Origin of the sequence: Sorangium sp. So ce1153 (assembly GCF_051521595.1) — a bacterium.
In the GTDB taxonomy this organism is placed as follows: Bacteria; Myxococcota_A; Polyangia; order Polyangiales; family Polyangiaceae; genus Sorangium.
Genome location: NZ_CP150361.1, coordinates 10,096,561 through 10,122,415, shown reverse-complemented (window position 1 = coordinate 10,122,415; position 25,855 = coordinate 10,096,561). Strand labels below are relative to the sequence as shown.

General features: G+C 72.9%; 22 protein-coding genes and 1 pseudogene. 7 read left to right on the top strand and 16 right to left on the bottom strand.

Translation table 11 applies throughout. The features are described 5' to 3' along the window. Positions 1-92: 92 nt before the first annotated feature. From WME85_RS36525 to WME85_RS36505, 5 genes are all read right to left on the bottom strand, one after another. Positions 93-752 (bottom strand): glutathione S-transferase family protein, encoded by a 660-nt coding sequence (locus WME85_RS36525; RefSeq protein ID WP_437827701.1) that lies wholly within the window; start codon positions 750-752, stop codon positions 93-95. A 121-nt stretch (positions 753-873) separates the two neighbouring features. Next, positions 874-1,467 carry a hypothetical protein gene (locus tag WME85_RS36520; RefSeq protein ID WP_437827700.1) on the bottom strand — a complete coding sequence of 198 codons (594 nt, stop codon included), beginning with the start codon at positions 1,465-1,467 and terminating at the stop codon, positions 874-876. Positions 1,468-1,540: 73 nt separating this feature from the next. Next, entirely contained in the window at positions 1,541-2,008 is a 468-nt protein-coding gene (locus WME85_RS36515; RefSeq protein ID WP_437827699.1) for a peroxiredoxin, read from the bottom strand. Between the two features lie 121 nt (positions 2,009-2,129). Beyond that, positions 2,130-3,335, bottom strand: coding sequence for a serine/threonine protein kinase (locus WME85_RS36510; protein WP_437827698.1), 1,206 nt, complete (start codon positions 3,333-3,335; stop codon positions 2,130-2,132). Between the two features lie 105 nt (positions 3,336-3,440). Next, the gene (locus tag WME85_RS36505) at positions 3,441-4,886 is read right to left on the bottom strand and encodes a hypothetical protein (RefSeq protein ID WP_437827697.1); all 1,446 of its coding nucleotides are present in this window, start codon (positions 4,884-4,886) and stop codon (positions 3,441-3,443) included. Positions 4,887-5,057: 171 nt separating this feature from the next. On the opposite strand from WME85_RS36505, the gene WME85_RS36500 reads away from it, so the two are divergent. Next, a complete protein-coding gene (locus WME85_RS36500; protein ID WP_437827696.1) occupies positions 5,058-5,792 on the top strand; it encodes a hypothetical protein in 735 nt (244 codons plus the stop codon). Positions 5,793-5,853: 61 nt separating this feature from the next. Here WME85_RS36500 and WME85_RS36495 read toward each other — a convergent pair whose 3' ends face one another. The 4 genes from WME85_RS36495 to recA all read right to left on the bottom strand — a co-directional run bounded on the left by WME85_RS36495 (position 5,854) and on the right by recA (position 9,906). Beyond that, positions 5,854-6,825, bottom strand: a complete 972-nt coding sequence (locus WME85_RS36495) for an HDIG domain-containing metalloprotein (protein ID WP_437827695.1) — start codon at positions 6,823-6,825, stop codon at positions 5,854-5,856. A gap of 220 nt (positions 6,826-7,045) precedes the next feature. Beyond that, positions 7,046-7,906 (bottom strand): hypothetical protein, encoded by an 861-nt coding sequence (locus WME85_RS36490; RefSeq protein ID WP_437827694.1) that lies wholly within the window; start codon positions 7,904-7,906, stop codon positions 7,046-7,048. 295 nt (positions 7,907-8,201) lie between these two features. Further along, positions 8,202-8,705 carry a SixA phosphatase family protein gene (locus tag WME85_RS36485; RefSeq protein WP_437827693.1) on the bottom strand — a complete coding sequence of 168 codons (504 nt, stop codon included), beginning with the start codon at positions 8,703-8,705 and terminating at the stop codon, positions 8,202-8,204. Between the two features lie 19 nt (positions 8,706-8,724). Further along, positions 8,725-9,906: a recombinase RecA gene (gene recA / locus WME85_RS36480; protein WP_437827692.1), complete on the bottom strand. Its 1,182-nt coding sequence runs from the start codon at positions 9,904-9,906 to the stop codon at positions 8,725-8,727. 345 nt (positions 9,907-10,251) lie between these two features. On the opposite strand from recA, the gene WME85_RS36475 reads away from it, so the two are divergent. Beyond that, the gene (locus WME85_RS36475; protein WP_437827691.1) at positions 10,252-11,619 is read left to right on the top strand and encodes a serine/threonine-protein kinase; all 1,368 of its coding nucleotides are present in this window, start codon (positions 10,252-10,254) and stop codon (positions 11,617-11,619) included. On the opposite strand, the pseudogene WME85_RS36470 reads toward WME85_RS36475, so the two are convergent. The 3 genes and pseudogenes from WME85_RS36470 to WME85_RS36460 form a co-directional block, all read right to left on the bottom strand. After that, positions 11,567-12,037: pseudogene (locus WME85_RS36470) on the bottom strand (ATP-binding domain-containing protein); the annotation flags it as partial. The gene WME85_RS36475 and the pseudogene WME85_RS36470 sit on opposite strands and share 53 nt — an antisense overlap. 215 nt (positions 12,038-12,252) lie before the next feature. Then, positions 12,253-12,876, bottom strand: coding sequence for a TetR/AcrR family transcriptional regulator (locus WME85_RS36465; protein WP_437827690.1), 624 nt, complete (start codon positions 12,874-12,876; stop codon positions 12,253-12,255). Between the two features lie 88 nt (positions 12,877-12,964). Continuing rightward, a complete protein-coding gene (locus WME85_RS36460; RefSeq protein ID WP_437827689.1) occupies positions 12,965-13,690 on the bottom strand; it encodes a tyrosine-protein phosphatase in 726 nt (241 codons plus the stop codon). A 70-nt stretch (positions 13,691-13,760) separates the two neighbouring features. On the opposite strand from WME85_RS36460, the gene WME85_RS36455 reads away from it, so the two are divergent. Next, positions 13,761-14,306, top strand: coding sequence for a hypothetical protein (locus tag WME85_RS36455; protein ID WP_437827688.1), 546 nt, complete (start codon positions 13,761-13,763; stop codon positions 14,304-14,306). 125 nt (positions 14,307-14,431) lie between these two features. Next, positions 14,432-15,658, top strand: a complete 1,227-nt coding sequence (locus WME85_RS36450; RefSeq protein ID WP_437827687.1) for an ArsA family ATPase — start codon at positions 14,432-14,434, stop codon at positions 15,656-15,658. Positions 15,659-15,778: 120 nt separating this feature from the next. On the opposite strand, the gene der is transcribed toward WME85_RS36450, so the two are convergent. Together der and era are read right to left on the bottom strand one after the other, a co-directional pair. Continuing rightward, the gene (der, locus tag WME85_RS36445) at positions 15,779-17,617 is read right to left on the bottom strand and encodes a ribosome biogenesis GTPase Der (RefSeq protein WP_437827686.1); all 1,839 of its coding nucleotides are present in this window, start codon (positions 17,615-17,617) and stop codon (positions 15,779-15,781) included. Beyond that, positions 17,614-18,567 (bottom strand): GTPase Era, encoded by a 954-nt coding sequence (gene era / locus WME85_RS36440; protein WP_437827685.1) that lies wholly within the window; start codon positions 18,565-18,567, stop codon positions 17,614-17,616. Before era ends, der begins: the two co-directional genes overlap by 4 nt. 717 nt (positions 18,568-19,284) lie before the next feature. Here era and WME85_RS36435 point away from each other — a divergent pair. Next, the gene (locus WME85_RS36435; RefSeq protein WP_437827684.1) at positions 19,285-21,966 is read left to right on the top strand and encodes a glycosyltransferase family 39 protein; all 2,682 of its coding nucleotides are present in this window, start codon (positions 19,285-19,287) and stop codon (positions 21,964-21,966) included. Positions 21,967-22,179: 213 nt separating this feature from the next. Then, the gene (locus WME85_RS36430; RefSeq protein ID WP_437827683.1) at positions 22,180-22,596 is read left to right on the top strand and encodes a TIGR02266 family protein; all 417 of its coding nucleotides are present in this window, start codon (positions 22,180-22,182) and stop codon (positions 22,594-22,596) included. A gap of 150 nt (positions 22,597-22,746) precedes the next feature. On the opposite strand, the gene WME85_RS36425 is transcribed toward WME85_RS36430, so the two are convergent. Continuing rightward, positions 22,747-23,724, bottom strand: coding sequence for a zf-HC2 domain-containing protein (locus tag WME85_RS36425; protein ID WP_437827682.1), 978 nt, complete (start codon positions 23,722-23,724; stop codon positions 22,747-22,749). 19 nt (positions 23,725-23,743) lie between these two features. After that, positions 23,744-24,364 (bottom strand): RNA polymerase sigma factor, encoded by a 621-nt coding sequence (locus WME85_RS36420; RefSeq protein ID WP_437303655.1) that lies wholly within the window; start codon positions 24,362-24,364, stop codon positions 23,744-23,746. A 496-nt stretch (positions 24,365-24,860) separates the two neighbouring features. On the opposite strand from WME85_RS36420, the gene WME85_RS36415 reads away from it, so the two are divergent. Next, positions 24,861-25,835: a hypothetical protein gene (locus WME85_RS36415; protein WP_437827681.1), complete on the top strand. Its 975-nt coding sequence runs from the start codon at positions 24,861-24,863 to the stop codon at positions 25,833-25,835. Positions 25,836-25,855 lie beyond the last annotated feature (20 nt).

Here is a 25,855-nt window from a genome sequence, read left to right as displayed (position 1 = left end):
CGGCCGGGCCCGCGCGACGGCGGCCAGGCGCCGCGGCGAGATCTGCCCGGATCGGATGACCGCCGCGCTCGCTCCCGGCGCAGAGCGTCACCTCACCCGTTGTTCGCCGCGACCTGCCCTGCCTTCCACCGGGTCAAGAAGGCGCGGTAGGCCTCATCCATCTCGCCCCAGATCGTGCGGGTCAGCTCCTGACCTCCGATGAACTCCACGTAGCGCGCGAGCTTGGGCCGGCGGGTCAGCGCGTCGTCGCCCTGCTTTGTCAGCATCGTGGCGTAGAACAGCCAGGGAACCAGCGTACAGTCGGCCAGCGAGAGCGCCTTCGAGGCGGCGAATCCGTCCCCGGCCAGGAAGACCTCGAGCGCGTCGAGGCCCTTGTCGAAGCCGGCGCGCTCCGCTGCCGCGTCGATCTTGAAGCCCGGGTCGGAGGCCGCCCGCAGCAGCGACATGACGCCGCCGCAGTAGAGGTCCACGGTGCGGACGACGAGGCGCACCCGGGCGCGGGCCTCCGGCGTGTCGCCGAGCAGCGACGGCGTGGGGAAGGCGTCCTCGAGGTACTCGCAGATGACGAGGCTCTCCGGCAGGACGAATCCGTCGTGCTCCAGCACGGGGATCTTTCCGAGCGGGTTCATCTGCTGGAACTCGGGAGTGCGCTGCGCCGTGCGGCGGACCTCGATCTCCAGCCCTTTGGCATAGGCCTGCATGCGGACGCGCGAGAAGAACGGAGAGCCGGCGGAGCCGTGAAGGATGATCATGGTGGTTCGCTTTCGTCTTGTGGTGAGGAGTCGCCATATCACCGCCGGACAGCGCGCACCAGGCCAGGGCGGCGGCCCGCCAGCCTCGCCCCTCTCGAGCGCTCGCGTGGTCCCCGGCTGCCTATTCCTCGACCCCGCCGTCGGTCGCCGCCACCAGCGCTATGTCGACCTTCTGAGGGAGGAAGTCCTCGCACTCCTCGCTCATGACCGGCGTGAGCGTCTGCTCGAAGTCCTCGTAGCCTGTCCCCGAGATCTCGACCCGCGTCACGCCCACGGTCCACAGCTCGCAGACGAGCGCCTCCAGCGCGTCGGGAGGAGGCTTTGCGCGATCGACGGCGCACACCAGGTTGGCCTCGTCGAGCGTCTTCCAGGTGGACGGGTCGTCGAGGACGAAGGTCGGCTCTTCCGCCGCGCTCCACGCCACGTGAACGGTGGTGTCCCGCGGGACGGGGCCGCCCGGCGCGCGCACGGTGATGGTGAACATCGCCTCTCGCGGCCCCATCGGGCAGCCGCCGGCGCCACCCGTGCCCGAGCCGCCGGCCCCGCCGCCCCCCGAGCCCTCGCAGGCGCCCATGGCGGCGGCGGTCGCGAGCGCTGTCAGGGCGAGCGCCGCGAACGCCGTGAGCGGTACGGCTCGACCCGGCGCGAAGGGAGGGCGTGCAACCACAAAGTCGACAGGATAGGGGGGGAACTCCAGCAAATCCAGCGGGAGCACGCTTTGTACAGGGTAGCGGTCCCCCTGGCTTCCCCCCTGGCTATCCAGTCATTCTCGCCTGGCGGTCGTCAGCTCAGGCCTGGCCCTTGAGCTCGGCGATGTCCTGGAGGAGCGCCTGCTCGTGCCCGTCGGGCTTCACCTTCTGGTAGGTCTTCCGCAGCACGCCCGACGGATCGACGACGAACGTCGTCCGGTCCCAGTACAGGGTGCCTTTCCACTCGCTCTGCCCGACGCCAGCGGCCTTGAGCAGCTCGTGCTTCGTGTCGGCGAGCAGATCGATGGTGAACGAGAACTTGTCGCAGAAGCTCTTGTGCGACGCGACGTCGTCCTCGCTGACGCCGACGACAGCGATGTTGGCCTTGTCGAAGTCCTCCTTGGAGGCCGTGAACGACTTGCCCTGGATGGTGCAACCCGGCGTGTCGTCCTTCGGATAGAAGTAGACGACGAGCCATTTGCCCGCGAAGTCCTCGAGCTTCACGGTCTTGCCGTCCTGGTTCGGCAGGGCGAAGCGCGGGAACGGCTTTCCAATCTCGATGCTCATCTTCTCTGTCCCTCGTCTGTGGTCCGGAGGAGGGCTCCTCCTGGCCGGTCACCGGTTACCACCGGTTACCCGTCACCGCACGGTACCGCAGCGCGTCCGTCTCGTCGCTGCCCGCGCGGGCTCAGCGCGGGATGAGCCCCCGAAACCAGGCCGCGACCGACGAGGACGACTCGTCCTGGTGCATCGACTCCGGCCCTTCCAGCTCGTCGGCGAGCCCGCCGAGCGGCCCGTCGCTCCGCGGGGGGGCGCCCCCCTCGTCCGGCTCGTGCGTCATGCTCTCGGCCCCGTCGAGGCTGGGCAGCAGGCTGAGCCCGCTGCCGCCCGCTGTCGGCTCCTTGGTGAGCGACTTGAACTCGAGGAGCATCATGTCGATGAGCTCGGCGATCTTCTGCGTCCCGTCGACCGCCCGCGCCGGCCCGCCCTTGGCGCGCTCCACGAGCGCGGCGACGTCGTCCTCGCTCACCGGGCGGCCGTACCGGTAGAGGAAGCGGGTGAGGTCGCGCCCGAGGTCGCGCGCGTTGCGGTAGCGGGCCCCCGGGTCGCGGGCGAGCGCGCGGCGGATGATCTGCTCCAGCTCGCGCGGCACCTCGCTGTTGAGCTGCTGGAGCGACGGGATCACCGCGTCGCGCACGAGCCGCACCGTGATGTAGTCCGAGTCGCCGAGGAAGAGCCGGCGCCCGGCGAGCATCTCCCAGAGGATGATCCCGAGCGCGAAGATGTCGACGCGCTGGTCGACGCCCTGCTCGAGCACCGTCTCCGGCGCCAGGTAGCCGAACTTCCCCTTGATGATGCCCGCGTCGCTCTCGGCGAGCTGGCTCGACGCCTTCGCGAGCCCGAAGTCCACGATCTTCACCTCGCCGTAGCGGGTGATGAGCACGTTCGCCGGGGTGATGTCGCGGTGCACGATCTGGAGCGGCTTGCCGTCCGCGGTCGCGAGGTCGTGCGCGTAGGCGAGGCCCTGGCACATCTTCGCGGCCATGAAGGCGGCGACCTCGACGCTCATCGGGCGGCCGACCTTCTTCTGGTGCTCGAGGAGGGCTCGGAGGTCGGCGCCGTCCACGTACTCCATGACGATGAAGTAGGTGCCGTCGCCGACGCCGATGTCGAACACCGACACGACGTTCGAGTGCGAGAGGTGCGCCGAGAGGCGCGCCTCGTCGAGGAACATCGCGATGAACTGCTCCTTCTTGCTGAGCTGCGGCAAGACGCGCTTGATCGCGACCTGCTTCTTGAACCCCTCGATCCCCGCGCTCTCGGCGACGAAGACCTCCGCCATGCCTCCGGAGGCGAGGCGCTTGATGACCCGGTACCGCTGCTGCTCGGACATGCCCTGCTCGTCGTCTCCCGCCCCATCCCGTGATGGTCTGCCCAGTCTAGCGGCTCGAGGCGCGCCGCGGATGAAATCCATCCAGCGCCGCTCGTGCGCCCCGCGTCATCGGAATGTCGCGAGCGCCGCGACCGCCGCGAACGACAGCCCGACGAGCGCCGCCAGCGCCAGCACCGACAGCAGCGGCTCCGCCCGCGCCGCGGCGAGCAGCCGGCCGCGATCCTCCCTGGACAGCGGCGCCCCGGCGGTTCCGTCCTCGTCCGTGGAGGCGGCGGCGAGGTGCGCCTCCAGGCGACGCCGCGCGGCCCGGGACCGCAGCGCGAGCAGCACCATCTGCGCGACGGCTGTCGCGCCGAGCACCGCGAGCCCCGCGCGCCGCGCCGCCCAGGCGCGGGCCTGCTCGCGCGCCTCGGCCGCCGGCAATCCGTCCGCGAGCAGCGCCACGCGCCGCGGCGGGGCCGGTCCGGCTGCCGGCGAGAGCGGCCAGGCCACGGTGCCCGCGCCCTGCTCGTAGGGGTCGCTCGCGACCACCGCCCATTCCACCGAGCCCGCGCCGAGCGCCGGTCCGTCCGGGAGCGCCAGCGCCCCCGCGAAGAAGCCCGCCCCGTCGGGCGCGAGCGGCACGACCGCCCCCAGGAGGCGGCCGCGCTCGCCGCCGATCGAGACGTACGCCCGCGGCTTCGGCGCCGGGGAGACCAGCCGGAGCGCCGGCCGCTCGCCCGCGAGCCCGCCCGGGTCGAGCCAGATCGCGCCCGGGATCACCGGCATCCTCCCCTCCCAGGTGCCCTCGCCCGGCGACCCGCGCATCCCTGGCGGCGCGCTGCCCGGCCGGGTCGCGCGCAGCGACAGCTCGACGGCGTGCGCCAGCGGCTTGAGCGTGAGCTCCGCGGCGCCGCGCGCGTCGGCCGCGACCTCGACCGGGCCGCCGCCCTGCCCCTCGAGGTCCGCGCCGACGGCGCTCGCCTCGACGCGCGCCCCCGCGGCGGGCGCCCCATCCTCGGTCTCGACCGCGACGCGCACCCGCTCGGGGAACGGCGCGGCCATCGCGCCTCGCGCGGCCGTGACCCGGAGGCGGAGCTCCCCGTGCGCCGCGCCCGGCAGCGCGCTCCTCTGCGCCGCGCCCGGCAGCGCGCTCGTCTCCGTCGCGGGGAGCGGCGGCGCGAGCGGCACCCGCTGCTCCTCGAGGAGCGGCAGCGCGCCCCCGCCCCGCGCGATCCGCACCACCACCGGCTCCCGCAGCCCCCCCGGCGCGCGCAGCAGCGCCTCGGCGATCCCGTCCTCGCCGGTCGAGCCTGTCCATCGCTCGAGCGGCGCCCCCGCCGACGCCGCGCTCACCTCGAGGTCCTGGAGCGCCGCCGGATCCTCGGCCCCGTGGAGCCGGCGCACCCCTTCGATGCGGAGCGCCAGCGCCTCGCTGCCGGCGACGGGCGCTCCCCACACCCGCACGCCGGTGGCCAGGCGCTGGGCGCCCGGCCCCAGGAGCACGAGGGCTGCGAGCCCGATGCCGACTGCGGGCAGGACGCGGGTCGCCGCGCTGACCATCGAGACCATCGCTTCCAGCATACCGCTCCGTCCCTGCGGCGCGGGCCACCCGGGGTCCAGGCTGGCTGCTTGCGCGGAGCGCTGCCGGTCGGTGCCGAGCCCAGGCTGCTGGCGTCGGGCGCCGGCTGTTTGCGCCGACCCCCTTTGCGTCCTGGCGTCTCCTCCGATAGGAAGCCGCCGATGGCAGCCGACAGAGCGGTGAAGCGCAAGCGCAAGGGCTCGGGGTCCACGGGGCAGGGCGGCGGCGAGGTCTTCCTGCGGCAGCGGACCGATCCGCGGAGTGAGCGACGCTTCGAGCCGAAGGCGTCGCTCGAGCTCGGCCTCACGATGCTGGGCATGTCCGTCGCGGCGCTCCTCGCCGGGGCGGGCGTTTACGGCATGTGGTTCCGCGGCGAGGAGGCGGGGTCGCACCCGTACGCGCCGTACCTCCTGGTCGCCGCGGTGCTCCTCGGCGCGGCGGCGGGCCTCTTCGGCCAGTGGTCGATGAAGCCGCTCCGTGTCGGCGACGCCGGTGTGGGCATCGAGAACGGGCCTGGCGAGATCGAGCGTATCGGCTGGCACGACGTCACGCGCCTGTTGCTCACGGAGGCGGCGCTGACGGTCCAGGGCAGCGGCACCGCGATCGCCATCCCGCTCCGGACGCACCTCCCGGCAGCGTCCCGTGTCCTGGCCGAGGCGAGGGCGCGGGTCCCCGCGCGCGCGGCTGACATCCAGGAGGGCGCGCTGCCTCTGCCTGACGACGCCGCCGGCGAGGTGCGCGCGCTCGAGCCGCCCCAGGTCGCCGGCCTTCGCTGCAAGGCGACCGACAAGCTGATCGCCTTCGAGGCCGACGCCCGTCTCTGCGGCCGTTGCGGCGAGATCTACCACAAGGACGGCGTCCCCTCGCGTTGCGCCACCTGCGCCGCCCCCCTCTGAGCGCCGCTCGGTGAGCTCGTTCCGCGCCGGGCGGTGACCGGCGCTTCGCGGGAGGCGGCTCTCAGAGCCCGAACCGACCCGCGTTCTCGCGCAGAAACGCGATGTAGACGTCCGACTCCTGGTGCGACGCCACCTCGCCGGACTCGACCGCCTGCTCCAGCGCGCGCTTGATCTCGCCGACCCGCCGCGACGGCGGCAGCCCGAACGCCTGCATGATGGCGTCCCCGATGCCGCTCGGCAGCGGCGGCACGACCGCGTCCTGGGCCTGTACCTCCAGCACCCGCTCGGCCAGGTCGCTGATCTGCTTGAGCCCCTTCCGCTTCTTCTCGGGCCGCTTCGTCGTGATGTCCGCCCGCGACAGGTCGAGCACGTCCTTCAGGCAGTCGCCCATCTCCTTGGCGAAGCGGCGCACCGCGCTGTCGGTCCACGACGCGTCGTACTGGCTCGCCCGGAGGTGGTGCAGGATCAGGAAGCGGATGCTGCCCTTCAGCGCCTCCTCCTTCGCGAACAGCGGCAGCCGCCGGTCGATCTTGTCGAACATGCGCGCGCCGACCTCGGCGTGCCCGAAGAAGTGGACCTCGCCCGTCGGCGAGATCGACCGCGTCCTGGTCTTGCCGATATCGTGCAGCAGCGCCGCCCAGCGGACCTCGAGCCTGGGAACCGCCTGACGCACCACCTGCTTCGTGTGCTTCCAGACGTCCTTGTGGCGCCACTCCCCGTCGCCGAACCCGACCATCGCCTCGACCTCGGGCAGCATCGCGGCGAGCGCGCCCGACTCGAGCAGCGCGTCGAGCCCCGCCTCGGCGTCGTGGCTCATCATGATCCGGTCGAGCAGCTTGCGGACATCCGGCAGGTAGATCGCCGCCGCGGCCTTGAAGTCGGCGGGGCGCCCGGAGATCACCCGGGGCGAGGGGCGCGGCTCGGCGGCCGCCTCGGGTTGCGCGGCGTCAGCCTTCTCTGCTCGCTGAGCGGCCCACTCGAGCGCCTCCATGGCCCGCTTCGGGCTCGCTTCCTGGGTGAGAATCTCCTGCACTCTGGCCTTCCACACTTTCGAGAGGTTACGGGGTGGGTCGCCCGCGTGGCGCCGGTTCACCCGGCCCCACGGGGGTCCGCCGGTTTAAAGCCAGCCGGTACTCAGCGCAATGGTTCGTCGCTCCGCGCCGCCGGATCGCGCGGGGCCGCCGGGGGCGGCGCGTCACGCGCGGAGGAGCCTGCTCACGTGGTCCTCGCGCGGGGCCGCCGGGGGCGGCGCGTCAGGTGCGGAGGAGCCTGCCCACGTGGTCCTTCTCCCAGGAGAGCGCGCGCTCGTAGTCGCGGAAGAGCCGCTCGCGGGCGAGGAACTGGGGCGGATGCAGCATCCGGCGCCCGTTGCCGTGGCTCGCGGGCATCACGTGGTGGAGCATCTCGTGGTAGATGACGTAGCAGATGAAGTAGCGGGGGACCCAGGGCCGGTCGAGCACCGGGTGGATGCGGATCAGCCGCTCGACCGCGGAGTAGCTCCCGAGCTTGATGGTGCGCCGCGGCTTCCGCGCCTTGGTCCGCTTGCCCCAGGTGATCAGCGCGTCGACCCCGCCGCCGAAGTACGCGAGGTTGAGCTTCTGGAACAGGCTCAGCAGATCGTGCGTCCGCCCCTGCGTGAGGAGCGGCGTGCTCACCGGCCTGCTCGCCCGGATGCGATGGCCGTTCTCGTCGATGTACTGGCCCACCAGGAGCGACGCGGCCCGGTCCTGGTTCACGACGTACCGGACGAGCGCATCCTGAACGACCGCCGGCGCATCCAGGAACATGTGGTGGACGCGCGCCTGCAGGATGCCCTCCCGCAGCGAGGAGGAGATCATCTGCCGGTAGTTGTCGGTGACCGAGAGGAGGACCGGCCGCTTGTGGGCCAGCGCCAGGCGCCGGATGAGCGCCTGGCGCGCCCCCTCGTGCACGTAGATCTGCGGCTGGCCCGAGGGCAGCTCGATGTCGATGGGGTGGTGCCGGGGATCGGGCACCCGGACGACGGCCCGGGAGATGCGCGGCCACAGGGAAGAGGGCGCCGCGCCCTTCCCACCGCTGCGCGACAGACGGCCTGGAGGGGGTTGAGCGAAGGGGAAGGCCATCTGTCCCGCCATCTCAATCCTCCTTATTTGGGCGTATTCTCGGGTGGGATCCTTGTCAAGCGAGCGGCCGAAGTGTTCGAAATCATTCGATTTTGTGATTACGTAAGCGGGGGAGCGGTCCCGCTGGAGGGGTACGGCGGACGTCTCGGCCGTCGCGCGCTGGCCATCCAAATTTCCGCCGTGAATTCATGAGCTTACCTGCTCCGTCGCGAGGCCACCCCGGCGGTCGCGCCGGTCGAGTCGCCTTCCGCCTCGGACGCGTGTCCTCTGCTGCTCCTGGTACGGCGCTGACGGCGCGCACGGCTCGCTAGCCGAGCGCGCGGGGATCGAGGATCTGCCGCACGCGCCACCGGCCTTGCGGGGGCGGAGCTGGCTCGGGCTCGAGGGCGACGATCAGGGCAGTGCTGAAGCTGGAGAGGACCAGGCCCGGCGCGCCTCGGCCGGGCGCGTCGACCAGCGTGCGGACGAGGTGCTCCACGTTCGGCTGGTGCCCGACCAGGAGCGCGTCGGCGCCGCCCCGGCCGAGCGCGGCGACGAGCGCGAGCGGCAGGCCGGAGTCCAGCGCGAGCTCGTCCCGGAGCTCGACCTCCGGCGCGCCGCAGATGGGCGCCGCGATCTCGGCGGTCTCGCGGGCGCGCGTGAGGGGGCTCGCGAGCACCCGCGCGAGCGGGGCGCCGCCCCGGACGCGGTGGAGCTCGTTCGAAATCCGCTGCACGCGCTCGCGGCCCTCGGGGGTGAGCCTGCGGTCGGCGTCCCGACCGCTCGATGCCCGGTCCTCCGCCGGGCCGTGCCGCATCACGTAGAGGTGCATGGCGGTGGGCGGGCCGGCGTCAGTTCGTCTTGCCCGGGGCGCGCCGGGCGTCCTGACCGGAGGGGGCCGCCTCGCCGCGCCCCTTCGCGTGCGCGGCGGGCTCGGCCGGGGCCGCGCCGCCGCCCTTCGGGCCGGCGTTCGCCGCGCCGTTCGCCGCGGCGCCGCCGCCGGCGCGGGAGACGCCGTGCTTCGCGAGGACCATCGACTCGATCTTCTCGAGCACCGCCGGGTGCTGCTCGAGGTAGGTGCGGGCGTTCTCGCGGCCCTGGCCGATGCGCTCGCCCTGGAACGAGAACCAGGAGCCGCTCTTCTCGATGATGCCCGCCTCGGTCGCCAGATCGATGACGTCGCCGCTGTGGCTGATGCCCTGGCCGTAGAGGATGTCGAACTCCACCTCGCGGAAGGGGGGAGCCATCTTGTTCTTCACGACCTTCACGCGGGTCCGGTTGCCCACGACCGCCGGCTCCTTCCCGCCGGCGGCGGCCTCCTTGATGGCGCCGATGCGGCGGATGTCGAGCCGGCAGGAGGCGTAGAACTTCAGGGCGTTGCCGCCGCTCGTCGTCTCGGGGCTGCCGAACATGACGCCGATCTTCATCCGGATCTGGTTGATGAACATCAGCAGGCACTGCGAGCGCGAGGTCGTCCCGGTCAGCTTGCGGAGCGCCTGGCTCATCAGCCGGGCCTGGAGGCCGACGTGGCTGTCGCCCATGTCGCCCTCGATCTCGGCCTTGGGGACGAGCGCGGCGACCGAGTCGACGACGATGATGTCGACGGCGTTCGAGCGGACCAGCATGTCGGCGATCTCGAGCGCCTGCTCGCCGTAGTCGGGCTGGGAGATGAGCAGCTCCTCGGTCTTCACGCCGAGCTTCTTCGCGTAGTTCACGTCGAGGGCGTGCTCGGCGTCGATGAACGCCGCCGTCCCGCCCGCCCGCTGGACGGCCGCGATGGCGTGGAGGGTGAGGGTCGTCTTGCCGCTCGACTCCGGCCCGTAGATCTCGACGATGCGGCCGCGCGGGTAGCCGCCGATGCCCAGGGCGATGTCGAGGCCGAGCGAGCCGGTCGGCACGGCCGCGACCTCGTCGTGCAGCGACTGCCCGTCCTTGAGGCGCATGATCGCCCCCTTGCCGTACTCCTTCTCGACGCTGGCGATCGCGAGCTCCAGGGCGGCAGACTTCTGCTTGGTGTTCTTCTCGTCACTCATGCGTACCTCGGGGAGGGGGGCCGAAGGGAGGGGAGGGCCGAAGGGGATCGCGGAGGTCGACCCCCGACGGGCGGGGCAACAGTTTCCGCCAGACCTTTACTGTCCGGTTGTTCAGGAAGCAAGACCCCCGCATCCCGGATAGGACCGACAAAGTCCGCGCAGGGGAGCCTCGCCCGGCCAGCTCGGGGGCGCTCGTCGAGCGTGCATTCTGGACCATGATGGCGGGCGCGCACAGGGCCGTCATGTCGCGGGCGGAGACGGAGTTTCCCGGCTGGGAGCGAGCCCCACAATCCGGGCAACAATCGCGATCATCCCGCAGCGGGAACACTGGCGAGCTCTTCACCTGTGGGCCAAACCTCCCATGTGGGGGGTGGGGGGCGCCTTTGCCCGGGGTTTTCCCTGGGTCGGTACGAGCTCGTCCTGCGGGTTTCCGCAGGCGACGTGGGTGAGGTCTGGGCGGCGCGGCTCAGGCGTGAGCATGGGTTTCAGAAGCTCTTTGCCATCAAGGTGCTTCGTCCCGAGCTCTCGCCCGATCCGGACGCCGTGCGGATGTTCCTGGATGAAGCCGCCCTGGCGGCGCGCATCAGGCACCCGAACGTGGTCCCTGTCGTCGATCTCGGCGAGGGGGACGGCACACTCTTTTATGTCATGGAGTGGGTGGGCGGCGAGCCCCTCTCGTCGGTGCTGCGCGCCGCGCGAGGGCGCCCGGCGCCGGTGCTCGCCGCGGCCAGGCTCGCCTACCAGATCTGCGCGGCGCTCGACGCCGCGCACGAGCTGCGGGACGAGCTCGGCAATCCGCGCGAGCTCCTCCACTACGATGTCTCGCCGGACAACGTCCTCATCACGTCCGAGGGGCTCGTCCGGCTGGTCGATTTCGGCATCGCCAGGTTCGAGGAAGAGCGGCTCTCGGAGCGCTGGCCCCGGACGCCGCGCGCCGACCTGACGCGCGCCGGCGCGGCGTCGACCCGCGGTGAGGGGGGCGCGCTCCTGTTCAGGAGCAGCGCGCCGTACATGGCGCCGGAGCACATCCGCGGGCAGCCGTGCGACCGCCGGGCCGATCTCTTCGGGGTGGGGGTGCTGCTCTACGAGCTCCTCTCGGGCGCTCACCCGTTCCAGGCCGACGACAGCGAGAGCACGATGACCCACATCGCGAGCGAGCGGCCCGCCGCGCCGCTGTCTTCACGTGCCGCCCCGTCCCGGCGCGGCTTCGCGGAGCGGCTGAGCTCGGCCCCTCCGCCCCAGCTGATCCCGCCCGCGCTCGATCGGCTCGTCTCGGAGGCGCTCGCCAAGTCGCCCACCGCGCGCACGGCCACGGCCGCGCAGCTCATGCGCGCCCTCGAGGAGGCGGTCCCGGGCGCCGCGCACCCGGGCAACGACGCGCTGGTCGCCAGCTGGATCGGGCAGATCCTCGGGGACGCGTCCCACCTGCGCACGCAGCAGCTGCGCGCGGCGCTCGAGTCGCTCGACCCCGGGGGCGAGTCGACCGCGGACGTGGAGCTCGCCCCGCCCCCGCGGCGCTGGGCGCAGGCGGTATGGGCGCTCGGGGCCGCCGTGCTCGGGTGCGCGCTCGCCGGGACCACGGCGGTGGGGGACAGCCCTCTCCCGCCGGCCGCGTCCACCGTCCTGGCCGCGCAGAAGGCGAAGAGCGGCGCGGCGAGCGTCAGCTCGCCCCGGCGTCCGCCAGGAGCGGAGACCACGCGGCGCCGGCGATGAGCCAGAGCTGGTGCGACGTCCGCGTCACCGCGACGTGGAGCCGCCGCCGGGCCTCGTCGGTCATCGGGTACGCCGCCGCCGTCGCGTCGGGCACGACGACGTCGTCGAACTCGAGCCCCTTCGCGCTGTCCACGTCGGTGACGTCGATGCCCGGCTCGAACGAGAACGCCCCGTCGAGCACGAGCCTCGCCTCCGGCAGGTCGGCGACCAGCCCGTGGAACTGCCGCGCCGCGTCCGGGTCCCGCGCGATGACGGCGACCGAGGCGCGCGGCTCCCGGTCGGCCAGGTCGCGGAGCGCGCCGGCGAGGAACAGGTGCGCCTGCGCCTCACTGGGAGAGCGGAAGAGCCCGATCGGCGCGCCGTCCCGCGCCGCGCGCGCGGGCGCTTCGGGCGCGAGCTTGCCGAGGAGGCGCCGCGCTCCCGCGCGCTGTCCAGCGCGGCGCGCACGCGCTCGAGGAGCGCCTCCTCTTCCTCGAGGACGGCGCGCGCTTCGACGGGCAGATCAAGCCTGCTTTCCAGCATGGTGGGCCTCGGTGCGCCCCGCGCCGCGGCGAGGGGCAGAGCTCGCGATGAATGAACAACGCGTTCACTTTTGGGACGAAGACGAGGAAGACGAGCAAGACCAAGAGAAGCTCACGCGAAGAAGCTCTTGAGTCCGGCGAGGTGGTACTTCGAGTAGCCGCCGGTCGCCTCGCGGATGGCGGCTTCGTCCTCAAAGCGCGCCAGGGTGCTGACCATGGTTCCGACGAGGCTCCGGTAGATCTGGTCGAGGTTGAACCGCGCCGTCTCGGTCACCTCCATCGCCTGAGGGCAGGGGCTCATGGCGCGGAAGTGCTCGATCGCCAGCTCGACGAGGCGCTGCACGGTCTCCTCGGCGAAGCGCTCGTACCTGGAGCCCCCGGCGCGTCCAAGGAGGATCACGACGCGGAGCCTGTTCTCGATGCAGAAGCGGAGCAGCTCCTCGGACGCGAGGTGGTAGGCGGCCGCCGGCGGGAGCGTCCGGATGTCGTCCACGCCGTCGAGCGCCTTCACCCGGCGGCGGAGCAGGAGCGTGAAGGCGCGGACGAAGCCGTCGTCCACGACCGTATAGAAGAGCGCGTCCTTGTTCGCGTAGTACCGGTAGATGTTGCCCGTGGAGACGCCGGCCGTCCGGGCGATCTCGGCCATCGTCGCGCTCTCGTACCCCTTCCGCGCGAAGACCGTCAGCGCGGCCGCGGCGATGCTCTCCTGCACTTCGTCTTTGAGGACCTGCGCCATGGCGACTCAATAATGAACGGTTCGTTCACTTATAGCCGCGCGCGTTCCCGTCAAGGGAGCGGCGCCCTCGCGGCCTCCCCTCGCTGCCTCAGGCGTCGACGCGGCCTTCGAGGATCGCGCGCGGGCCGTCGATCAGCATGAACGTCGCTTCCTCTTCGCCCACCCTGGCGAAGAGGGCCTCGATGCCGTCGCGCACGTCGGCGACGTCCCTGGCGGAGTGGGCGTCGCTGCACGCGGCGTAGTAGTACCCCTCCTCGAGCAGCTGCTCTGCGGCCCGGCGGGGGGTGCGCCCGTACTTGCCGGTGAGCGCCGCGACGTCGAGGAGGAGCACGGCGCCCGCGTCGAGGAGCGGATCCAGCGAGGAGCAGTCGTCGAAGACGGGCTCGTAGCGCTCCGGGTGGGCGATGACGGGGCGGAGCTTGCGGCGGCTGAGATCGAAGAGCCGGTCCGCGACGCGGACGGGGAAGCTCCGGGTCGGGAACTCGACGAGGACCGCGCGGCCGCCGGGGTAGGGGAGGGCGCTGCCGTCGAGGAGGCGCTGGAAGACGATGTCGTCGAAGAAATGCTCCGACGAGAGGTCGAGCGCGGGCAGGTCGCGCGCTCCGGCCAGCGCGGCGCGGGTGGCGTCGTAGGCGGCGCGGAGGCTCTGCCGGGTGTTGTCGAACATCCCGGGGCGCATGTGCGGCGTGGCCACGACGGTGTCGAACCCGGCGCCGCGGAGCGCGGTGAGCAGGGCGAAGCTCTCCTCGACGTTGCGCGCGCCGTCGTCGATGCCCGCGACCCAGTGGCAATGAAGATCGATGAAGCCGCGCATCGTCGACCGAACTTAGCAAAGTTGGCCGCCCCCGTGCGCTACGACCATGCTTCGCGTCGAGGAGGTGTTCGTGTCGTTGTCGTTATCGAACCAGCAACTCGTGCCTCAGCGCGGGTCGGATGACTGCGCGGGCGGCCAGCGCGGCGAAGGGCCGGGAGGCCGCCCGGGGCGCGCGATCGACGCAGGGGCGCGCTCGGCCGAGGGCGCGCCCGCAGCCACCATGGATGAGGGGGCCCCCGCCTCCGAGCGGCGGCGCCGCCGCAGCGACGATCCGATCACCGCGCTGCATTATCAGCTCTCGACGACCCGCACCGAGGCGAACCTCGACGTCGTGGTCCTCGTGGACGACAGCGGCTGCCTCGTCGCGGGGGCGGGCGCCTGGCCTGCGTGCGAGGAGCTCGCTGCCTACGCCCCGCTCCTCGCCAACCGGGACGCCGTCCAGAGCGCGGCCGTCGGCTCGCGCATCGCCGCGCTCACCGCGGAGGTCGAGGTCCAGAGCCTCTCCGTGGCGGGCGGGGAGGTGCTGCTCTGCGGCCGAGGCGGCACGGCGGAGCGCGGCGCCTCCATCGCCCGGGCCGCCGCCGGCTGCCTGCGCATCCTCCGCACCGCGGCCTGAGCGGCCGCCGCGCCTCGCGGCCTGAGCGGCTCGCCGCAGCCCGCCCGAGCGGCGGCTGCGCTGCAGCCCGGGCGCTCGCGTCCCCGGTTCGTGCTACAAGGGGCCGCGACCTCAGGTCGCGCGTCATGCCCGGCCCGCTCGTACCCCCTCGAAACACCTCCCCCGTCACCCCCGCGTCCCGCCGGACGGACGACGCCGGCCTGGCCCCGCTCCTCGCCTCCCGCAGGGTGATCCTCTGCGTCGGCTGCGGCGGCGTCGGCAAGACGACCACGACCGCGGCGCTCGGCCTGGCCGCGGCCCGCCGCGGCAAGCGCGTCCTCTGCCTGACGATCGACCCGGCGCGCCGCCTCTCCCAGAGCCTCGGGCTCGAGGAGATGAAGACGGAGGCCCAGACGATCGAGCCCGCCCGCTTCGCCAAGGCCGGGCTCGACGTGCCCGGCTCGATGACCGTCATGATGCTCGACACGAAGTCGACCTTCGACGGCCTCGTCTCCTCGCTCGCCCCGTCGCCCGAGCAGCGCGACCGGATCCTCGGCAACGTCCTCTACAAGTACATCTCCACGTCGCTCGCGGGCACGCAGGAGTACATGGCGATGGAGAAGCTCTACGCCGTGAGGGGCGACCCGAGCTACGACCTCGTCCTGCTCGACACGCCGCCCACGGCGAACGCGCTCGACTTCCTCGACGCGCCGGAGCGGCTCGTCGGCGCCATTGACAGCGCGGCGACGCGCTGGTTCGTGCAGGCCTTCCAGAGCTCCGGCAGGCTGTCGCTCAACCTGCTGGCGCGCTCGACCGCGGCGGTGCTGCGGGGCATCGGCAAGCTGACCGGCAGCGGCTTCCTCGAGCAGATCGCGGCGTTCATCAGCGAGATGAACGCCGTCTTCGGCGGCTGGAAGCAGCGGGCGGACGCGGTGGCCTCGGCGCTGCGCGGCCCCGACGTGGCGTACGTGCTCGTCACGACGCCCGATCCGCTCTGCGTGCGCGAGGTGCTGTACTTCGCCGATCGCCTGCGCGAGCAGGAGATGCGCCGCGACGCGTTCGTCGTGAACCGCGTCCACCCGGAGTACGGCGCGCTCCCCGGCGCCGCGGAGATCGCCGCGGCGCTCGACGGGAGCGGCCTCGCGCTCACCCCCGACGCCGCGCCGCGCCTGCTCCAGGCCGCCCAGGATGAGAGCCGCATGGGGAAGCTCGATCAGCTGAACCTGATCGCCCTCGAGGCGGCGCTGGAGGACGAGCAGAGCGGCGGCAGCGTCCGCGTGGACGTCCCGGCCTTCCCCTACGACATCTACGATGTGGCCGGCCTGGCGAGGATCGCCGACGTGCTGGCGCCGCTGCCCGGCGCAGCGGGCTGACGGCTGCACCAGCGCGTCCTGGCCGCGGTCCGCCGGGGCGTGGCGATGGCGCAGTAGCACCGCTCCGCGCGGCAGAGCGGTGCGGGACTGCCGTCCGGCCGCCCGGACGCGCGAGGCGGCCTACCCCCGCCGCCTCCGCTCCTTGTACTTCACCCGGACCGGCACGCCATCGAGGCCGAACGCCTGTCGGAGCTGGTTCGCGACGTAGCGCCGGTAGCTGAAGTGGAGCTTCTCGGGATCGCTCGCGACGACCACGAACAGGGGCGGCGACGTCTCGGCCTGCGTGATGAAGAACAGGCGGGGGGCGCGCCCGCCGTGCGTGGGCGGCGGGTGGGTGAGGAGGATCTGCTCGAAGAAGCGGTTGAGCTCTCCGGTGGGCACGCGCTTCCGGTAGGCGTCAGCCACCTGGCCCACCGTCTCGAGGAGCTTCGCCACGCCGCGCCCGCTGCGCGCGCTCACCTGCGCGATCGGCGCCCATGGCACGAAGGCGAGCTTGCCGCGGGCGTCCTCCTCCGCTTTCGCGAGCGTCTTCCGGTCGAGGAGATCGATCTTGTTGAGGCCGATCACGATGCCGCACCCTCGATCGACGGCCAGCCCGAGGATCTTCGCGTCTTGCTCGGCCACGCCCTCGGCCGCGTCGCAGAGCAGGAGCACGACCTCCGCCCGCTCCATGGCGCGGATCGCGTGCATCACGCTGACCGCCTCGACGGCGCTGTCCTCCTTCGTCACCTTCGACTTGCGCCGGATGCCGGCCGTGTCGATGAGCAAGAGCCGCTTGCCGTCGCGCTCGACCAGGGTGTCGATGGGGTCGCGCGTCGTGCCCGGCTGCGCGTCGACCAGCATGCGCTCCTCGCCCGAGATGCGGTTCACGAGCGACGACTTCCCGGCGTTCGGCCGCCCGACGATCGCGATGCGGAGCGCACCCTCGGCCGACTCCTCGGAGGCCGCGGGCTCCGTGGGCAGCGCGGCCTCGATGGCCATCTCCAGATCCGAGATGCCGCGACCGTGGAGGGCGCTGATCAGGATGAGCCGATCCATCCCGAGGCGGTACAGCTCCGCCGCCTCTGCCTCGGCGCGCGTCGAGTCCGCCTTGTTCGCGACGTAGATCACGGGCTTGCCGGCGCGGCGCAGGAGGCCGAGCTCGGCGTGCTCGGAGGGCGTGACCGGCGTCACGGCGTCGAGCACGCACACGATGACGTCGGCCTCGGCGATGGCGAGGTCGATCTGCCGCTTGATCCCCTGCCGCATGGGGTCGTCGCTCTCGGGGTCGAACCCGCCGGTGTCGACGAGCGTGAACCGCCGTCCTCGCGAGGTGACGTCGCCGTAGTGGCGATCGCGGGTCACCCCGGGCTCGTCGTGCACGATCGCGGCGCGCCTGCCGACCAGCCGGTTGAACAGCGTGCTCTTGCCGGTGTTGGGCCGCCCGACCAGCGCCACGATCCCGGCCGAGGGGATCGGCGGAGGCGCGTCCGCCGCGGCGTCCTCGACCGCGGCGCGCGCCTCCTCGTCGAGCTCCGCCGGAAGCTCGTCCCTGTCCTCTGCCTGGTCGACGAGGCGCTGCTCCGGAGCACCTCGCCTCTTGCGCAGGCCTGACTCGCTGCCCTCCTTCGAGCCGCCAGGTCCCTTGCTCGGCGCCACGGGGCCCTTGCCCGACGCAGCAGGACGACCCTTGGTCGCTGCGGCAGATCCCTTGCTGGCCGCTGCGGGTCGCTTGCCGGCTGCGGCAGGTCCCTTGCTGGCTGCGGCAGGTCCCTTGCCGGCCGCGGCAGGTCCCTTGCCGGCCGCGGCGGCGCTCTTCCGGGGGGCGACAGCGCCCTTGCTCGAGGCGACCGCGCCTTTTCTGGGGCCGCCTCCGCCCCTCTTCTCCGGGGCGTCGCCCTTCTTCGCTGCCCGGCCGCCTTCGGCGGCGCCCTGGCCGCGCCGGGTTGTTCTGGAACGAGCTGGTCTTGCCGCGCTCACGAGGTCTCTCCCTTGTTGTAACCGAGCTCTTCCAGCCGCTGGAGCGACTCGCGCCACTCCGGCGTCACCCGTACCCAGAGCTTGAGGTTCACCTGCCGTCCGACAAGCTCCTCGATCCGGAGCCGGGCCTCCGTGCCGATCCGCTTCAGCTGCTCCGCGCCGGCGCCGATCAGGATCTTCTTCTGCCCCGGCCGTTCCACATGGATGGTCGCGTCGATGTGCAGCGCGCCGTCGCCGGTCGGCTCGACGTAGCGCTCGATCTGCACGGCGCTCGCATGCGGCACCTCGGCCTTCGTGGCGCGGAGGATCTGCTCGCGGACGTACTCGGCGGCGAAGAAGCGCGTCGGCCTGTCGGTGAGCTCGTCGGGCGCGAAGCCCCAGTCCCTCTCGGGGCAGAGCTTCGCCACCTCGTCGAGCACGCGCTGGACGCCGTCCTCGCGCAGCGCCGAGATCGGCACGATCGCCGCGAACTCCCGGAGCTTGGCGAACGCGTCGAGGAGCGGCAAGAGCAGCGCCTTGTCCCGCATCCGGTCGACCTTGTTGAGCACGAACACCACCGGCGCCTCGCTCCCGAGGTCGGCGAGCAGCGTCAGGTCGCCCGGGTGCGGCGCGAGCGGCGGGCCTTCCTCGTCCTCCTTCACGCGCCGCGGGAGGCGCGCCGGGTCCGGCGCTTCGGCCACGAACACGATCACGTCGGCGCTCCGCGCGGCTTCGCGCGCCGCCTGGTTCATCACGCGCCCGAGCTCCGTGCGCGGCCGGTGCAGCCCCGGCGTGTCGAGCAGCGCGATCTCCGCCGGGCCGTGGTGCACGACCCCGAGGATCGCGTCGCGCGTCGTCTGCGGCATCGGCGAGACGATCGCGAGCGGATGGCCGAGCGCCGCGTTGAGCAGCGTCGATTTGCCCACGTTCGGCCGCCCCACCAGGGCCACGCGCCCGGAGCGCCTCGGCAAGGAGGCGTCGGTCTCCTCCGCCGTCGGCCTCGGGCCGTCTTTCTTCTTCCGCTGCTGCTGAACGCCGGCTCGCGCGCCCGCCGTTCGTTCCGGGAGCGATCGCCCCGTCGCGCCCCCGCCAGGGCGGGAGCCACGTCCGGCCTGGCTGCGGGCACCGCCGCGAGAGCGCGCCGAGGAGCTCCGCTTGGTGGCTGTCCGCTCCGCGTCGCCCCGCTCGGCGCCGCCGTGGCTGGCAGCGCGCCCGGCGCCACCTCGCTCGGCGCCGCCCCGCTCGGCGCCGCCTCGTTCCGCATCACCCCGCCCGGCAGCGCGCTCGGCGCTGCCTCGCTTGCTCGCGCGTCGCGACCCATCGCCGGCGTGCGCCTCGCTGTCGCGTCGGGGCGCGCGCGCCGGATGGATCGCCGCGTCGCCCGCCGGGGGCTCCTGGCCGGAGCGCGCGCCCCGGCGGCTGCCCTTCGCTGCAGGGCGGGCGCCAGCGGCGGCCGAGGAGGGCTTCGGCGCCTGCGGGCGCGCTCTCGCGCCCTGGGGCGCACTCTTGGGACGGCCTTTCACCACGCCGCGCGCGATAGCAGACGCCCAGGGGGGCCACAAACCATTCCCTGCGATCCGTGGTCAAGCGCGCGCGAAGGCGGTAAGGGGATGCCTCGCATGTCGAGCGCCCACCGAGGGGACCCACCCAGCGGAGCCCCGCCCGCCGTCCCCGAGCCGCACGAGAGCGTGTCCCCATCGCACGCCGAGGCGCCACCCCAGGACGAGCGCTCGGCCGAGGTTGGCGGTGAGCGCTCGGCTGCAGTCGGCGGCGCACCGGCCCCGGGCTCGGCCAGCGCGGTCACCGGCAGCCGGGGCGGCGGCCCGGCGCGGCTCGCCGCCCTTGCGCTGGCGGCCCTCGCGCTGCTGCCCCTCCTCGGCAAGAGCGGCATCTGGGACCCGTATGAGCTCGATAACGCCGACCTCGCCCGCCGCATCGCGATCCACGTCTTCGGCGCGCGCGGCCTGGATCTCCCCGACGCCGCCGGGCAGCTGCCGACCCTGACCGACCTCGGCATGGGCGAGCTCGGGTTCACCTCGATGGCGCTCGGCTTCCGCCTGTTCGGCCTGAATGACTGGGCCGGGCGGCTCCCCCTCGCGCTGTGGGGGCTCGCCGGCGCCCTCGTCCTCTACGAGCTCCTCGCCCGGCTCGTCGATCGCAAGGCCGGCCTGTACGGCGTCGCGGTGCTCGTGACGATGCCGCTCTACGTGATGCAGGCCCGCACCATGCTGGGCGACATCGTCACCATGGCCGCGCTCACGATGGCGTTCTGCGGGCTGACCGGCGCGCTGCTCGAGGGCGCCCGTGCCGTGGGGCGGGGCGCCCTGCTCGCGCCGGCCGCGTGGCTCGCGGTCGGGCTCGTCGGTCTCGCCGCGGGGTATCTCAGCCGCGGCCTGCTGATCGGGGTCGCCGTCCCGGCGCTCGGCGCCGGCCTTACCTGGCTCGTGCTCCGCACCTCCGGCGCGTGGCCCCAGCCGGAGGGCCCGCGGCCCACGCTGGGCGACCTCGTGGGCGGCGCTGCGCTCTTGCTCGGCGTCGCGGCGGCCGCGAAGGGCGTCCTCGTGCTCGCGAGCTCGAGCGCCGACGCGCCGCTCCCGCGCGCCCTCGGCGTCGCGCTCCTCAGCAAGCCGCCGGTCGAATCGACGTTCGATCTCACGCTGCGCCAGCTCGGGCACGCCCTCTTCCCGTGGAGCGCCTTCCTGCCGTTCGCCATCGGCCGCCTCTTCCGCGCGCCCGCCGCGCCGGCCGCGGATCGGGGAGCCGCGCCCGCCGCGCCCGGCCTCGACCCCGAGGCCGGCGTCCGGATCGCGCTCGTCGTCACGTCGGCGCTCGCCTACGGCGCCTTCGCGCTGCTCGCGCCGCACGCCGGGGCGCTCCCGTTCAGCGGCCCCGCGCTCCTCGCCGCCATCGCCGCGCTCGCCATCCGCGATCTCGAGCGCGGCGCTCCCTCTTCCCGCGCGCTCGCCGTCGGCTGCTCCGTGCTCGCCTTCGTCCTCTACCGGGACTTCGTCCTCTCCCCCGACAAGGCCCTCAGCGTCTTCTCGGTCGACAAGCCCGTCTTCCCGAAGAGCTTCGAGGACGAGGCGGCCTCGGCGATGCGCCTGGTCCTGCTCGCGTTCGCCGGCCTCGTGGCGCTCACCTGGTTCGAGGAGCAACCCCGCGCGCTCGACCGCAGCCTCGGGGCGTGGGCGCGGCGCCTCGCCGACGAGGTCCAGGCCGGCGCCGCGGAGCTCACCCGCATCTGGAACGGCAACCTGCTGTTCCTGATGATCGTCCTCGAGGCGGCGCTCGTCGGCGTCGGCGCGATGCTCTTCGTGGGCAAGCGCATCGGGTGGGGGACCGTCGCGAGGATGCCGAACAACCTCGCCGCGTACGGGATGAACGCCTGGTGGGCGCTGCCCCTGCTGCTCGCCGTCGGCCCCGTGCTGCTGGTCGCGGTGCGCGACGCGTTCCGCTTCGCCGTCGCGCGCACCGCCATCCCCCGCGCCCTCGGCACGCCGCTCGCCGGGCTCATCGCCGGCTTCCTGCTGAGCTTCTGGTACTACCCGGCGCTCGCGGCCCAGCTGTCGCCGAAGGAGGTCTTCGAGTCCTACGCGTCGCTGCACAGGCCCGGCGAGCCGCTCGCGACGCTCGGCGTCCGGAGCCGCGCCGCGGCCTATTACCAGGGTGGCGAGATCACCTCGTTCGACGATGTGCCGCAGGCGTTCGCCTGGCTCACCGCCGCCCCCACGGGGGGCTCCGCGGGCGGAGCTCCCGTCGCCGGCGCGCGCCGCTGGCTCGTCGTGAAGTCCGACGAGCTGCCCAGGCTAAACAGCCTCTTCCGCAAGCATCACCGGCGCAACCTGCCCGTGCTCGACGGCCGATCGAGCCAGATCCTCCTCGCGTCGAACGAGCTGGGCGGCAGGCCGAACGAGAGCTGGCTCAGCCGCGTGGTGCTCGACGAGCCCGCCGCGCCCGCCAACCCGCTCGAAGCGATGTTCGAGGATCAGCTGGAGGTGCTCGGCTGGGAGCTGACCGACGACGAGGGCCGGGCGGTCGCCAGCGTGGTCCCCCAGAAGAGCTACCGCCTGCGGACGTACTTCCGCGTCCACCGGCCCATCACCGGCAACTGGAAGATGTTCGTTCACATCGATGGGTTCCAGCGCCGCTACAACGGCGATCATCCCGTGCTCGAGGGGCGCTACCCGCTGAGCCTGTGGCAACCGGGCGACGTCATCGTGGACGACCACGAGCTCCAGCTCGAGCCCAACTTCACCCCGGGCGACTACGCGCTCTACTTCGGCTTCTTCGCCGGCGAGACGCGCTTCCATGTGACGCGCGGGCCTGAACACGAGGACCGCGTCCGCGCCGGCGTCATCCGCGTGCGGTGACCTGCCGCTGTGGGATTGCCGACGCCTGCCGCGTCGCGCGGCGCCCCCGCTGCGGTACGACCGTGCGAGCGCGATCCATCGCGTCGAGCGCCCTCGACGCGCGTGCGGAAAGCGGCTAGTCGCAGGAACATGACCGGGGGCCGTGGTGATTCGAACCATCCACCCTCCGCGCCTGGTGGTTCACCGGCCTCCTGCGCGCAGGCGAGCGCCTATGTGGATGCGAGCCACACCGGCGACGAGGTGGAGCGCGAGAGCCCCGCGCCGGACTCGCTCAACCGGCGCTCGTCCGAGCGCCTCGACGTGACGTGGCTCGTGGACTGCGAGACCGACGACACCTTTCTTTATGCGTCGATCACGAACATCTCCGAGATGGGCATCTTCGTCCGCACGACGCAGCCCCTCTCGATCGGCACGCGGCTGACGCTCCGTTTCGCGCCGCCGGGGGCCGACGGCTCGTACGTGCTCGAGGGGACGGTGCAGTGGATCAACGAGGTGCGCCCTCTCCACGACAACCCGAACCCGGGCATGGGGATCCGCTTCGTCGATCTCACGCCGGACGATCGCGAGCGCATCGTCGACACGATCCGGACGATCGCCTACATCCGCGACGCCCCGGTGAACTCGAATTAGCCGGGAGCCTCCCTGGCGCCGCGCGCCGCGGCGGCGGCATTCACCACGCCCCGGCGGCAGCGTTCGCCGCGACGCGGCGGCGCTGGCGGCGCCACGGCGCGGCGCCAGCGCCGGTTGCAGCGCGGCGCCGGTGCATGCCGGCCGCTCGACTCAGCGCGACATCGTGCGGGGAGGCGACGCCTCCACGGGCTTGCCGGCTTCGTACGCGTCGCTCGTGGCCGTCGGCGCGGCGGGCTTCGCCATCGGCGCGGCGCGCGCAGGCGCGGCCGCCGCCGGCCCCGCGTTCTGGGCTCGCGCGCGCGCGGCGGTCGCCTCGAGGCTCTCGAGCATGAGCTCGGCGCGCTCGCCGTGGCTCTTGGAGGAGCGGAGCGAGAGGAGCAGCTCGCGCGCCTTCTCGGTCTCCCCGGAGGCCTGGTAGCACCGGGCTGCCTCCCACATCGCGGCGTGCGCGGCCGGCGTGCCCGGGTACTGCGCGCCGACCTCGTCGAGCTTGCCGACGGCGGCCGCGCAGCCCGACTTGCGCTGCAGCGCCTGCGCCTCCCGGAGCGCGACGCTCGCGCCGTCCTCGGGCTCCGCGGCCCCGCGCGCGCCCTTCTCCTTCGCCGCATCCATCGCCGCCCTCGGCGGCTCGGCCGCCTTGGCTTCGGCCGAGCGCCGGCCGTCGACCTCGTCGGCGGCGACGGTCGCGGCGGCCGGCGCGGCGACGCTGGGCGGCTCGTGCTGATCCGACGCTGGCTGGCCCCACTCGGTGACGCGCACCGGCGCCACGCCCGTCTTCGGCCGCAACAGCAGCAGGCTCGATCCGATGACGAGCACGAAGAGCGCCGCCATCGCCAGCTGCGGCCGCATCGCGTGGCTGCCAGCCCAGGCCAGCGCGCGGAGCGCCTTGCGCCGGAACGGCGTCTTCTTCTGCGCGACCTCGACCGCCTCGAGGATCCGCGCCTCGAGCTCCTCGCTCGGCTCCTCGAGCGGCAAGCCGCCGACGTCGCGGGCCGCGCGCAGCCCCGCGAACGCCGAGGCGCACCGGGCGCAGCTGTCCATGTGCCGCTTCATGGCCGCGTACGTCAGCTCGTCGAGCTCGTCGTAGAGCGCGTCCATCACGTGCTGATCGAACTTCTCGCAGTCCATAGGCAGCTCTTCCGCAGCGCTAGCGCAGCGCCCTCGCGTAATCCTCGTACTCCGACAGGGCCTCCTGGAGCCGCTCGAGGGCGTAGCGCATGCGGCTCTTCACCGTGTTCTCGGGCACCCCGACGATCTGGGCGATGTCCTTGAAGGGCACGCGCCCGATCTCCCGGAGGAGGAAGACCTCCCGCTGCTCGTGCGGGAGACCCTCCACGGCCCGGACGATGAGCTGCCCCATCTCGGTCCCGATCGCGACCCGGTCCACCGCGGCCTGAGGCGCCGGATCCGCGGTGCGCTCGCCGAGCGTGGGCCCGTCGCCGCCGTCGCCCGAGCCCTGGTCGAGCGACGGGTGGCGCCGGAGCGACATCTTGCGCAGGTGATCGATGCAGACGTTGCGCGCGATCGCGTACGCCCAGGTGGTGAACCTCGCCTCGTGCTTGAAATCGGAGGCGCTCTGCACGATCTTCACGAACACATCCTGCACCAGATCCTCGGCGACGGCAGGCCCGCGGACCTGGCGCAGGATGAAGTTGTAGATGGCCGTCTTGTGCCGCCGGACGAGCCCTGCGAATGCGGCGCGGTCGCCGCCCTGAAAACGCATCATCAGGGCTTCGTCCGTGACCTCCTCTCGAGAAATCGGGACCATCCTAGCTCCCGGAGCGGCCGAGCCTGTGCGGCGCTCCTTCGGCGGCCCGGGCGGCGGGGTGTTCGTGGCGACGACCGCGGCGTCGGATCCGACGCGCAGCGCGGCTCGAAGATCTGAGGCGCTCTCCTTCCCCTGACACAAGCGCACCTTAGCGGATCCGCCCCCGAGCGAGCGAGCCCCCTTCGCCCGCAGCCAGAGCGGTCCGCGCCGAGCCGCGCGCCGGACGAGAGCCCGGGCGCGGCGTCCTCCGGGCAGCACCTCGCCCGCCGGCGGAGGCGCCGCCGGCGCGCGCGCAAGCGGAAGGAGAGCTCCAGCACGATTCCTGCTGCACGATGTGACGCCGCCGTTACGTCGCAGGCGACGGGATGCTCCGGCGGAAAAGAGGAAGCTGTCCAGGTCGTTGCGCTCGGAAGCCTGCCGCCACTAGACTCGCCGCCACCGGGCGTGAGGTCGCCCCCCTCTGCTGACGAGGGTAAAACCACGAGGTTACCTTTCGATGCGACTTATCAGGATGCTGGCGGTGGGGGTGGGGGCCTCCTTCTTGATGGCCATGCCCGTCCTTGCGCAGAGCCCGAGCGGCGCGACGGGCAGCGCCGCTGCTCCCGCCGCCTCTGCGGCGCCGGCCGCCTCGGCAGCGCCTGCGAAGGGAGCGCAGGCCGCCCCGGCGCCTGCTGCCACGACGGGTGGATCGACGGCGGGCACGGCTGCCTCCCCGGGGACGACGGGCGCGCCAGCGGCGGGTACGGCGGCATCACCCGCCACGTCGGGCGCGTCGGCAGCGGGTACGGCTGCGTCGCCAGGCGCGGCGGGGGCGGCGGGCGCGCCGGCGGCGGGTACGGCGGCCTCGCCGGGCGTCGCGGGCGCGACGGCCGCGGGCACGCCCAGCACCGCCGCTGCGCCGGCGATGGACGGCCCGACCTACTCGGTGAGGCTGCGCGACCTGGAGCAGCGCATCGATGAGCTCAAGGAGCAGATCCGCCGCAGCCATACGCGGCTCTCGCTCCTCAGCGACACGATCCTCTCCGGGGGCGGCGCCGGCTCGCGCGCCGCGATCAAGTTCAACAACGAGCTGTCGACCGCGTTCCGCGTGACCCGCGTGCTCATCGTCCTCGACGGCGCCGTCCAGTACAACAAGACCGATCAGTCCGGCGCCCTCGCGGAGCAGTCCGAGATTCCGATCTTCAACGGCTCGGTTCCGCCGGGAGACCACACCCTCCAGGTGCTCGTGAACCTGCAGGGCAACGGCTACGGCGTGTTCTCCTACCTCCGCGGCTACCGGTTCGAGGTGCGCTCCAGCCACTCGTTCACCGCGGTCGAGGGGAAGACGATCAACCTTCAGGCGGTCGCGTTCGAGAAGGGCGGGGTCACGACGCCGCTCGAAGAGCGCCCGGCCGTCCGTTTCGTCGAGAAGATTGTAAGCGGCCTCGCGGACGCTCCCGGGCAGCAGGCCGCCGCCGCGGGTGGCAAGTAGATCGAGCTCGTTAGGACAAG